Genomic DNA, 11235 nt, shown 5'->3' with positions numbered 1-11235 from the left:
CACCTGGGAGACGCAGGATTTGAAGCGCGACATCGCCGCCGCCGAAGCCGCCTGGGCCAAGGCGCTCGAACTCATGGCCGACCCGTCGATCAGCCTCGTGGTGCTCGACGAGCTCAACATCGCGCTACGCTACGATTATCTCGACCTGGAAAAGGTGGTCGTGGCCCTGAGGCGCGTCGGGGCGATCTGCATGTCATCGTCACCGGCCGCAACGCCAAGCCGCTGCTCGTCGAGGCGGCCGATCTCGTCACCGAAATGGGGCTGACCAAGCACCATTTCTCGGCGGGCGTCAAAGCGCAGCAGGGGATCGAGTTCTAAGGTGTGCTGGCGCCTTGGCCGCTGATCGAAATGCTCAGGTAGATCACGATCGCCGACAGCACCGCGAACAGGCCAAGCAGCAGCCAGTCCGCCATGCGATAGAGCTTCAGCGCCTGGCGGATATCGGTGCTTTCGGCCTCGCGACGGCCGCCTTCGCCCATGCAGGCGTCCTCGACGACCTCGCCGCCATAGCTGCGCGGACCGGCGAGTGACAGCCCCAGCGCGCCGGCCATCGCCGCCTCCGGCCAGCCGGCATTGGGCGAGCGGTGTTTCCTGGCATCGCGCCGCATGACCTGCCAGGCGCTACGGGGATCCGCGCCCGGGACAAGGAAGGCCGCCAGCACGATGAGCAGGCCGGTCAGCCGCGATGCAGGCAGGTTGATCAGATCGTCGAAGCGGGCGGCCGCACGGCCAAAGGCTTCGTGTTTCGGCGTGCGGTGGCCGATCATCGAATCAGCGGTGTTGGCGGCCTTGTAAGCAGCGCCGCCAGCGAGACCACCGACGCCGGTCCAGAAGGCGGGCGCGACGATGCCGTCGGAGAAATTCTCGGCCAGGCTTTCGATCGCCGCGCGGGCGACACCCGCCTTGTCCAACTTTTCAGGGTCGCGGCCGACAATGCGCGAAACGGCGATGCGGCCAAGAGTCAGGCCGCCGGTCTCCAGCGCATCCGCGACCTCCTCGACATGCTCGGCGAGGCTTTTCTGCGACAGCAGCGCGGAACCGAGAACGGCTGCAATGACCAGACCCGTCGGGAAGATCAGCCAGAGCAGGACATGCAGCGCAAGCCCGATAAGGCCAGGCACCAGCAAGATAATGAGCAACGCCCGCACACCCCGGCGGCGACGGATTTCGTCGGAATCTGTGGCGCGGTTGAGCCGGCGATCGAGAAAGGATATCAGCCTGCCGATCCAGGTGACCGGATGGCCGATGGCGTTGAACAGCCAGTCCGGATAGCCGAGGACCCGTTCGACGGCGAGTGACAGGAAAGCGATCAGGACAGACATGAAGCTTCTAAGCGGTGCGATCGCGGCGGTTGATCATGGTGGCAGCCTTGGCCGAGCAAGCGCGCTTTTTCCTCATGCGCCACAACCTTTCGTGGACCTCTCGACAGGTATCAACCCGCACTCCTATCCGCTTTTCGAATTGCCCGCCACCGCCCAGACCCGATTGCCGGAGGCAGCACAACTGCGCGAATTGGCCGAAATTGCGGCTGCGGCCTATGGCGCGCCATCGGCGGCGCATGTGGTGGCGGCGCCCGGCACGCAGATTCTGCTGCCCCGTGTGGCTTCGCTGCTGCGGCCCGGCAAGGCGCTGGTGCTCGGCCCGACCTATGCCGAACACGTCCGCGCCGCGGCTATTGCCGGCCATGCGGTCGCGGAAGTCAGCGATTTCGACGCGCTGGCCGAGGCGGACCTCGCTGTGCTGGTCAACCCCAACAATCCGGACGGGCGGGTGATCGAAAAGGCCCGGCTGCTGGAGCTTGCCGCGCGTCTTCACGCCAAGGGTGGGCTGCTCGTCGTCGACGAGGCCTTCATGGATGTCGGCCCGGTCGAGCATAGCCTGGCCGGCAATGCCGGGGAGGGCGGCATTGTCGTGCTGCGCTCGTTCGGCAAGTTCTTCGGCCTGGCGGGTGTTCGGCTCGGCTTCGCGCTGACGGATGCGCTGACGGCCAAGCGGTTGGATGCGCAACTGGGGCCTTGGGCCGTGGCCGGTCCGGCGCTCGAATATGGCATCCGCGCGCTGTCGGATGCGAAATGGCAGGCCACCATGCGGCAACGCCTGGCAGAGGAAGCCGAGCGGCTCGACGTGCTGCTTGGCCGCTTCGATATTCCAGTCGCCGGCGGCACCAGCCTGTTCCGCTATTTGTCGTTTGCCCAGGCCCCGAGCCTTTTCTCGGCACTCGGCGAGCAGGGCGTGCTGGTCCGCCATTTCGCCGAGCGTCCCGGGGTCCTGCGCATCGGTCTGCCGGGCAGTGAACCAGAATGGCAGCGCCTTGAAAGCGCGCTTGCCGCCTGGGCCGCACGGCGTAAGGATGCGCCGAAGGAGTCCGGACAATGATCCATGTCTGTTCGCTGTCGAAGGTCGACGAGACCGTGGCAAGGACCGGCGCGCAGCGCTTGCTGTCACTGCTTGCCGCGGGCACGGAAGTGGCGCGCCCGGCTTCGATCCTGGCGGAAAACCATCTGCATCTCGTCATGCACGACATCGCCGTGGCGCAGGAAGGCATGACGATGCCGGGCGAGGAGCATGTGCGGGCCTTGCTGGATTTCGCCTATCGCTGGGATCGGGCAAAGCCGCTGGTCGTGCATTGCTATGCCGGCGTCAGCCGCTCGACCGCCTCGGCTTATATCATCGCGGCGGCTCTGGCGCCGCAGCGTGACGAGAGGGAACTCGCGAAGACGCTGCGCTTCCTGTCGCCGACAGCGACGCCCAATCCACGGCTAATCGCGGTTGCCGACATGCTGCTTCAGCGCGATGGCCGCATGATCGCGGCGATCGAGGCGATCGGACGCGGTGCCGATGCTTTCGAAGGGATACCCTTCGAGCTCGCTATCGAGGGTAGAAGAGCGCCCCGCTAGGACAGCCATTCTGAAAGCTTTGCCTTACGGACGTCTTTCACCAGATTGATGAACCCGTCTGCCTGATGCTCGGCGGTGAGCCGACCCTTCTCGGCGGTGGCGATCGAGGCATCGCCGACCACGCCGTTGGGGTTGAGGTCGCTGGCGATCCAGGCGAAGGCGTGCGTTCCGGTGTGGCGCAGCAGGGCGAATTCCTGTTCGGCGCGGGCGACATAGGAGACGAAATTGTCGGCCTTGCTCATGTCGACGAGGTCGGGCCGGAAATGCAGCATCAGCGAGGTCTCGACATCGCCGCCATGGATGCCGTGACGGTCTTCGAGCTCGGTAAACATGCCGGCCGGGCGGCCGAAGCGCTGCCAACTCGTCTTCACCGACAGCATCTTGGCGCGCACACGCAATTCGCGCGAGATGATGCCCATGATCTCTTCATTGCCGCCATGCGAATTGACGATGATCAGCTTTCTGACCCCGGCGCGGGCGACCGACAGGCCAAGCTCGGTCCAGGCGTCGACCAAAGTGGTGGCGGGCAGAGTGAGCGTTCCCGGCGCATGCAGGTGCTCGTTCGACTTGCCGACCGCCTGCACCGGCAGGATGCGGATGTCGAGATCGTCGGGCAGCCGCGCGATTACCGTCTCCAGCATGCCGACCATGATCGAGGTGTCGGTCGAGACCGGAAGGTGAGGGCCATGCTGCTCGATCGCCGCCACCGCCAGCACGGCAATCGTCGCCTCGGCGTCGATCGAGGCGTATTCGGTCGTCCGGTAATCGCCCCACCACACACGTCTTTTGGCCACTTTAGTCTCCGATTGCTCTCCGTCCGCACCGGTCGGTGTAATGCGCTTATTGGCTACGGGCAACGCTATCCTGCCGCCAAAACCTCGACCTCGACCTTGAATTCCGGGCGGGCGAAGCCGGAGACGATCATCAGCGTAGAGGCCGGCGCCGGATCGGAAAAGAGCCGGTTGCGGACATCCATATAGGGCTGCAGATGGGCACGATCGGTGACGAAGGCGTTGATGCGCACGGTGTCGTTCAAGGTCAGCCCGGCTTCGCTCAAGATTGCAGCGATGTTCTTGAAGCAGAGCTCAGCCTGCGCGCCGGCGTCCTCGGGAACATGGTCGTCAGCCCCGATGCCCAACTGACCGGAGCATAGCACCAGCCGTTTTCCGGCAGGTATTGCAACGCCGTGGCTGTAGCGGGCGAAGGGCGGCTTGATGGCCTTGGGGGCGAGGTATTTCAGCATGGCATTCTCCTGTGCGCCCGCAGACTAAGGCTCGATTCATGAAACCTTCAAGATGCGGTGCATGCCTCCCGGGCGATTATGGACAGGCGTCCAAAAAATAGGCACGATGCCTCGCGTACGGCATGACCCGTCCGGTCTCGGCAATGACTGTCGCGCAAGCAGGCGGCCCAGGCGGTGGCATGTGTCTTGCTTCTTGAATCCATGGTGTCGAGCTCAGCGCGTTGCGCGCCCGGGCCAAGAGAGGGTGAGTTTATGATCGGAAATGGGAAGATCCTGGCGGGCTCGATCGCCTTGCTGGTGGCGGGCACGCTGGCTGCTGCCGCGAACGAGAAGGTAACGTTCGGCACCAACTGGCTGGCCGAGCCGGAGCATGGCGGCTACTATCAGGCCGTTGCCGACGGCACCTACGCCGCCTGCGGCCTCGATGTCACCATCATGCAGGGCGGCCCGCAGGTCAGTGGTCGGCCGATGCTGCTTGCCGGCAAGATCGATTTCTACATGGGCGGCAATCTGCTGTCGGCCTTCGACGCTGTGCAGCAGGGCATCCCGATGCGCGTCGTCGCCGCCGATTTCCAGAAAGACCCACAGGTCATCATGTCCCAGCCGGGGCAGGGGCTGGACAAGTGGGAAGACCTCAAAAACGCCGACCAGTACATCCTCGGCGACGAGGGCGCGCAGACCTTCTTCCAGTGGATGGTGACCGAGCTCGGTTTCGATGCAGCGAAGCGCGTGCCCTACACCTTCAACCCGGCGCCCTTCATCGCCAACAAGAAGTCGATCCAGCAGGGCTATGTCACGTCCGAGCCCTTTGCGGTGCAGAAGGCGGGCGGCTTCGTGCCGAACCAGTTCCTGCTCGCCGATTATGGCTGGGAAACCTATGCTACCACGGTCGAGGTGATGCAGGACACGATCGACAAGCGGCCGGAGGTCGTGCAGTGCTTCGTCGATGGCTCGGCCAAGGGTTGGTACAACTATCTCTACGGCGACAACAAAGCCGCCAACGACATGATCAAGAAGGACAATCCGGACATGACGGATGAGCAGATCGCCTTCTCGATCGAGCAGCTGAAGAAGTTCGGCGTCGTCGATTCGGGCGATTCGGAAAAGCTCGGCATCGGCGCCATGACCGACGCGCGCATCCAGAGTTTTTACGACAAGATGGTCAAGGCCAAGGTCGCGCAGCCGGGCATCGACATCAAGAAGGCCTATACGCTGGCTTTCATCAACAAGGGCGTTGGGCTGGAGCTGAAGAAGTAAGGCGGCCTGCCTGAGATGATCCAGGAGAAAGTGGCTGAGACGCCGGCGGCATCGGGTGAGGTCCCGATGCTGCTTTCGTTGCGCAATGTCGGCAAGGTCTTTTCCAATGGCGTGACGGCCCTGAGCAAGGTGGATCTCGCGATCCGCGAAGGCGATTTCCTGAGCCTGCTCGGCCCGTCCGGCTGCGGCAAGTCGACCGCGCTCAGGCTGATCGCAGGCCTATCGACGCCGACCTCCGGCCAGCTCGACTGGCGCGGCTCGATCGACCGCTCGAACATCGGCTTCGTCTTCCAGGAGCCGACGCTGCTGCCTTGGGCGAGCGTCTTTGACAATGTCTGGCTGCCGCTGCGGCTCAAGGGCGTGTTGCGGGCCAAGGCTGCGCCGGCGGTGATGGAGATGTTGGCGCGGGTCCATCTCACCGGTTTCGAAAATGCCGTGCCGCGCGAGCTTTCCGGCGGCATGAAGATGCGGGTGTCGATCGCGCGGGCCATGGTGACCAAGCCACGCATCCTTCTGATGGACGAACCGTTCGCGGCACTGGACGAGATCACCCGCTTCAAGCTCAACAACGATCTTCTGGAGCTGTGGCAGGACGAGCGCTTCACCGTCGTCTTCGTCACCCACAGCGTCTTCGAAAGCGTGTTCCTGTCCAGCCGCGTCGTTGTCATGGCGGCGCGGCCAGGCCGCATTTTCGGTGAGCTCCCCATCAGCGCGCCCTATCCGCGCGACGAGGTGTTCCGGACCTCACCCGACTATGCCGCGCTTTGCCGGCAGGCCTCGGACGTGCTGGTCGACGCCATCAACTCAACCGCCGGACCGCACCATGACGGCCATTGAAGATACTGCATTGAAGCTCGACCCTGAGGAGGCGCGCCGCGCCCGCCAGGAGCGTCTTGAGCGCATTGGCAAATGGGTGCTGCCGCTGGCGATCATGGTGCTGGCGATCTGGCTGTGGGATCGCATCTGCGTCTGGAACGACATCCCGCAATACATCCTGCCGCGGCCAGGCGTGGTGCTGCAGACGCTGCATAGCGACGCCGGCCTGTTGTTTTCCTCGTTGCTGGTGACGCTCCGGATCACTTTCCTCAGCCTTTTGCTCGCCGTCATCGGCGGCGTCGGGCTGGCGGTGCTGTTCGCACAGTCGAAATGGGTGGAGATGTCGTTCTTCCCCTTCGCCATCGTGCTGCAGGTGACGCCGATCGTCGCCATCTTCCCGCTGATCAACATCTATGTGAACAACCAGACCGTCAAACTGCTGCTCTGCGCCTGGATCGTCGCCTTCTTCCCGATCCTCTCCAACACAACGCTCGGGCTGAACTCGGTCGACCGAAATTTACGCGACCTGTTCAAGCTCAATGGCGCGACGCGCTGGCAGCAATTGCGCTATTTGCGCCTGCCGGCGGCGATGCCCTATTTCCTCGGCGGGCTGAAGATTGCCGGCGGCCTGTCGCTGATCGGCGCCGTGGTCGCCGAATTCGTCGCCGGCGCGCAGGGGCAGTCGTCGGGGCTTGCCTCGCGCATCATCGAGGCTGGCTACCGGCTCAACGCGCCGCGCCTGTTCGCGGCGCTGATCCTGATCTCGCTGACCGGCATCCTGATCTTCCTGGTGCTGTCGCTGGTGTCGCATCTGATCCTGCGCCGCTGGCACGAGAGCGCGCTCAAGCAGGAGCATTAGGGTGGTTGGCGCCGCAGAGGAAATCACGAAGAGGGCCAGATCTTGATACCTGCCTCTGGTTCTTACCAGCTTGCCAATGCCCGCGTTCACCGTTCGCTGACGCCCGGGCTTACAGCACCGTTCGACGCGGACGGTTTTGCCCTGGCCGATCTGGTGGTCGCGGATGGCAAGATCGCGAGCATTGTCGCCCAAGCCAAGTCGAAGGCAGCAGACAACGCAATCGACCTTGCCGGTCGCATCGTGCTGCCGTGTTTCGTCGATTGCCACACTCATATCGACAAGGGCCATATCTGGCCGCGAAAGCCCAATCCCGACGGCACCTTCATGGGCGCGCTCAACGCTACAGGCGCCGACCGGACCGCGCGCTGGAGCGCCGGGGACGTCGCGCGGCGCATGGATTTCTCGCTGCGCTCGGCCTACGCGCATGGCACCAAGGCGGTGCGCACGCATCTCGACAGCGTGCCGCCGCAGGAGGAAATCTCCTGGCCGGTTTTCGAGACGATGCGCGAAAAATGGCGCGGGCGGATCGACCTGCAGGCCGCCTGCCTGCTCGGCATCGAAGGCGTGCGCGACAAGGTCTGGTTCGAGCGGCTGGCCAAGCGCGTCGCCGCGGCCAAGGGCGTGCTCGGCGTCGTCACCTATATGGTGCCGGACCTCGAAGAACTGCTCGACCAGGTTTTCGCTGAAGCCATCAAGCACGGGCTCGACCTCGATTTCCATGCCGACGAGACCGACGATGTCGCGGCGATCTCGCTGAAGAAGATCGCCGAGGCGTCGCTTTGGAACGGTTTCGAGGGCAACATCCTGGTCGGCCATTGCTGCTCGCTGGCGCGGCAGTCGGACCTCGAGGTTCTTGATACGCTGGATAAGGTGGCGAAGGCGCGGATCGCCGTGGTGTCGCTGCCGCTGTGCAACCTCTATCTGCAAGACCGCCGCAACAACCAAACGACACCGCGCTGGCGCGGGGTGACGCTGCTGCACGAGATGAAGGCGCGCGGCATCAAGGTTGCGGTCGCGTCCGACAACACGCGCGATCCGTTCTACGCCTATGGCGATCTCGACATGCTGGAAGTCTACCGCATGGCGACGCGCATCCTGCATTTCGACCATCCGGTCGGCGACTGGCCGAAGGCGGTGGCGGCGACGCCGGCGGAGGTAATGCGGCTCGATGACGCTGGGATGCTTGCCGTCGGCGGCAGCGCCGATTTCATCGTCTTCAAGGGACGGAGCTGGACCGAATTGCTGTCGCGGCCCGAATCGGATCGCATCGTGGTGCGCGACGGCAGGGCGATCGAACGCCAGCTGCCCGATTATGCCGAACTCGACGAATTGATGGTGTGATGATGGATATCGCAGCGCTGAAGCGCGATCTCGACGGGATCAAGATCGACGACCATCCGGCGATCGTCCAGCAGAAGAGCCGCGACTTCTACTGGTACAGCCCGGTGCTGAAGGCACAGCTCGATCATGTCAAAGGCGATCTCATCGTCACGCCGAAGAATGAGGACGAGGTGATCCGCGTGCTCGCAGCATGTCACCGGCACGGTGTCCCGGTGACGCCGCGCGGCAGCGGCACCGGCAATTATGGGCAAGCGATGCCGCTGTCGGGCGGCGTGGTGCTCAACCTCGCCGAGATGAACGCGATCAAGACGATCGCGCCGGGACGCGTGGTGACCGGGCCTGGCGCCGTTCTGGCCGAGATCGACAAGGCGACGCGGGCGCATTCCAGCCAGGAACTGCGCATGTCGCCCTCGACCTACAACACCGCCTCGATCGGCGGCTTTATCGCCGGCGGCTCAGGCGGCATCGGCTCGATCCGCTGGGGCGGGTTGCGCGACCTCGGCAATGTCATCCGACTGCGAACGGTGACCATGGAAGCCGAGCCGCGCGTCATGGAGCTCACCGGCGAAGAGGTGCTCAAGGTCATGCATGCCTATGGTACCAACGGTATCATCACCGAGGTCGAGATGCCGCTGACGGCTTCCTACGACTGGATCGACGTCATTGTCGGCTTCGACGATTTCATGGAGGCGGCCGGCTTCGGCAACGACCTCGCCGTGCAGGACGGGATATTGGCGAAGCTGATCACGCCGATCGCCGCGCCCATTCCTTACGACTATTTCAAGCGGCACCAGAAATTCTTCCGGCGCGAGCAGAGCATCGTGGTGTGCATGATCGCGCCGCACGCGATGGACGCTTTTGTCGCCTTTGTCCGCAGCACCAGGGGCGAGATCGTGTTTCGGGCCGACCAGGAGGCCGATCTCAAAGGATTGCCGCCGGCCTATGAATTGACCTGGAACCACACGACGCTACGGGCGATCCGGGTCGATCCGACGATCACCTACCTGCAGGCGCGCTATCCGTCGCCAGATCATCTCGCCCATGTCAAGGCGATGGTCGAGCGCTTCGGCGACGAGGTGCCGGCGCATCTGGAGTTCATCCGCTTCGACGGCGCGATTGGCGCGGCCGGCCTGCCGCTGGTGCGCTACACCACGGAAGAGCGGCTCAACGAGATCATCCGCGTCCACGAGGACAATGGCTGCTGGATCTTCAACCCGCACCGCTACACGCTGGAAGAGGGCGGCATGAAGCGTACGGATGATGTGCAGCTTGCCTTCAAGCGCGAGACCGATCCGCAAGGACTGCTCAATCCCGGCAAGATGATCGCCTGGGAAAACCCCGCCTACGACTACCGCTCGGGCAAGCCCTTCCTGTTCAAGGGCCTGCAAGAGGCGGGCTGATGAACATCCTCGTGCTCTACGCCCATCCGGTGGAGACCAGCTTCAATGCCGGCCTGCACCGGACGATCGTCGAGCGGCTCGCGGCGGCTGGCCACGTGGTCGACGATTGCGATCTCTATGCGGAGGATTTCGATCCGCGGCTGACGCGGACTGAGCGGCTTGGCTATCACGACCAGCGCAGTCCTGCAGACGCAGTCGCCGGCTACATCGAAAGATTGCAAAATGCCGAGGCGCTGGTGCTGTCCTTCCCGGTCTGGAATTACGGCTATCCGGCGATCCTGAAAGGTTTTTTCGACCGCGTCTTCCTGCCAGGCGTGTCGTTCAAGCTGGTCGATGGCAAGGTACGGCCGACGCTGCACAACATCCGCAAGCTCGCCGCCGTGACCACCTATGGCGGCAGCCGCTTTCGCGCCATGCTGATGGGCGACCCGCCGCGCAAGATCGTCAAGCGCATGCTGCGGGCCACGATTCTGCCCGGCGCTCCAGTCTCCTATCTCGCGCATTATTCGATGAACCTTTCGACCGACGAGACGCGCAACGCGTTCATGGCAAAGGTCGCGGCCAGCATGGATCAATTCTGATGCGCGTGCTGGTGGTCTATTGCCATCCGGTTCCCGAAAGCTACTGCGCGGCGATCCGCGACACCGCCGTCGAGGTGCTGAAGACGAAGGGTTGGGACGTGCGGCTGCTCGACCTCTATGCCGAGAATTTCGATCCGGTGATGAGCTGCGAGGAGCGACGCTTCTACAATGACCGGGCGCCGGAAGATCCGGCGCTCAAGCCGCACTTCGATCTTCTTATGTGGGCAGAAGCGATCCTCTTCATCTATCCGACCTGGTGGTATGGCCTGCCGGCGATGCTGAAGGGCTGGTTCGACCGTGTCTGGGCGACGGACATCGCCTTCAAGCTGCCGGCCGGCAAGGGGCGGATCACGTCGCTGATGCGGCATGTCACCAAGGTCGGCGTCATCACCACCTGCGGCGCGCCGACCTGGTGGAGCGTCGTCGTCGGCCAGCCCGGCCGCAAGACGATCCTGCGCGGCATGCGGGCGCTCTGCGCCACGCGCTGCAAGACGTTCTTCCTGGCGCATTATCTGATGGATTCGTCGACGCCGAAGAGCCGGGCGGCGTTTCTGGGGAAGGTGAGGGCGAGGCTGGAGAGGTTTTGAGCGATTAGCGTCCTTCTCCCCGTTCTACGGGGAGAAGATGCCGGCAGGCAGATGAGGGGCGGCGCGAACTTAAAAAGGCGTGGCGCTGCCCCTCATCCTCCCTTCGGGCACCTTCTCCCCGTAGAACTGTACAGACTGGGGAGATGGTGGACAGGCGTTCGGAGACATCGTGGACACTTCCCGATCCTTGGATCGGGAGGGATGGAATGCCGTTTTACGAGGTGTCCATGATGGATCGGAAGCGAGAGTTCGTG

At 63.8% G+C, this 11235-nt stretch carries 13 protein-coding genes; 10 read left to right on the top strand and 3 right to left on the bottom strand.

Features of this window, described 5'->3' with window-relative positions; translation table 11 throughout:
• A partial coding sequence (locus EOA28_RS11645; RefSeq protein WP_348633429.1) for a cob(I)yrinic acid a,c-diamide adenosyltransferase occupies window positions 1-265 on the top strand: 265 nt, incomplete at its 5' end.
• A 49-nt stretch (window positions 266-314) separates the two neighbouring features.
• Here the strand turns inward: EOA28_RS11645 and cbiB are convergent.
• Window positions 315-1322, bottom strand: coding sequence for an adenosylcobinamide-phosphate synthase CbiB (cbiB, locus tag EOA28_RS11640; protein WP_128314904.1), 1008 nt, complete (start codon window positions 1320-1322; stop codon window positions 315-317).
• Between cbiB and cobD the strand changes: the two genes are divergently transcribed.
• Complete coding sequence (gene cobD, locus EOA28_RS11635; protein WP_128314903.1) at window positions 1321-2376, top strand: threonine-phosphate decarboxylase CobD; 1056 nt, start codon at window positions 1321-1323, stop codon at window positions 2374-2376. The two genes, cbiB and cobD, sit on opposite strands and share 2 nt — an antisense overlap.
• Complete coding sequence (locus tag EOA28_RS11630) at window positions 2373-2897, top strand: tyrosine phosphatase family protein (protein WP_127252822.1); 525 nt, start codon at window positions 2373-2375, stop codon at window positions 2895-2897. The genes cobD and EOA28_RS11630 overlap by 4 nt, the downstream gene beginning before the upstream one ends.
• Here the strand turns inward: EOA28_RS11630 and EOA28_RS11625 are convergent.
• Window positions 2894-3691, bottom strand: coding sequence for a creatininase family protein (locus EOA28_RS11625; RefSeq protein WP_127252823.1), 798 nt, complete (start codon window positions 3689-3691; stop codon window positions 2894-2896). The genes EOA28_RS11630 and EOA28_RS11625 overlap by 4 nt on opposite strands.
• Before the next feature lie 65 nt (window positions 3692-3756).
• Complete coding sequence (locus EOA28_RS11620; protein WP_127252824.1) at window positions 3757-4140, bottom strand: RidA family protein; 384 nt, start codon at window positions 4138-4140, stop codon at window positions 3757-3759.
• 252 nt (window positions 4141-4392) lie between these two features.
• Between EOA28_RS11620 and EOA28_RS11615 the strand changes: the two genes are divergently transcribed.
• The 7 genes from EOA28_RS11615 to EOA28_RS11585 are packed head-to-tail and all read left to right on the top strand — an operon-like array spanning window position 4393 to window position 10981.
• Complete coding sequence (locus tag EOA28_RS11615) at window positions 4393-5397, top strand: ABC transporter substrate-binding protein (protein ID WP_127252825.1); 1005 nt, start codon at window positions 4393-4395, stop codon at window positions 5395-5397.
• 15 nt (window positions 5398-5412) lie between these two features.
• A complete protein-coding gene (locus EOA28_RS11610) occupies window positions 5413-6234 on the top strand; it encodes an ABC transporter ATP-binding protein (protein ID WP_127252826.1) in 822 nt (273 codons plus the stop codon).
• On the top strand, window positions 6221-7072 hold the full coding sequence (locus tag EOA28_RS11605) for an ABC transporter permease (protein ID WP_127252827.1): 852 nt from the start codon (window positions 6221-6223) through the stop codon (window positions 7070-7072). The genes EOA28_RS11610 and EOA28_RS11605 overlap by 14 nt, the downstream gene beginning before the upstream one ends.
• Before the next feature lie 42 nt (window positions 7073-7114).
• Entirely contained in the window at window positions 7115-8413 is a 1299-nt protein-coding gene (locus tag EOA28_RS11600; RefSeq protein ID WP_128314902.1) for a cytosine deaminase, read from the top strand.
• A gap of 2 nt (window positions 8414-8415) precedes the next feature.
• A complete protein-coding gene (locus tag EOA28_RS11595) occupies window positions 8416-9813 on the top strand; it encodes an FAD-binding oxidoreductase (protein ID WP_126083762.1) in 1398 nt (465 codons plus the stop codon).
• Window positions 9813-10394: an NAD(P)H-dependent oxidoreductase gene (locus tag EOA28_RS11590; RefSeq protein WP_189342016.1), complete on the top strand. Its 582-nt coding sequence runs from the start codon at window positions 9813-9815 to the stop codon at window positions 10392-10394. Before EOA28_RS11595 ends, EOA28_RS11590 begins: the two co-directional genes overlap by 1 nt.
• Window positions 10394-10981, top strand: a complete 588-nt coding sequence (locus EOA28_RS11585; RefSeq protein WP_126082146.1) for an NAD(P)H-dependent oxidoreductase — start codon at window positions 10394-10396, stop codon at window positions 10979-10981. The genes EOA28_RS11590 and EOA28_RS11585 overlap by 1 nt, the downstream gene beginning before the upstream one ends.
• The last annotated feature ends 254 nt before the right edge of the window (window positions 10982-11235 follow it).

This window comes from Mesorhizobium sp. M2A.F.Ca.ET.067.02.1.1, assembly GCF_004023285.1.
Lineage (GTDB): Bacteria > Pseudomonadota > Alphaproteobacteria > Rhizobiales > Rhizobiaceae > Mesorhizobium.
Note: the sequence above shows the minus strand (reverse complement) of the source record. Positions and strands in the feature narration are given on the sequence as shown.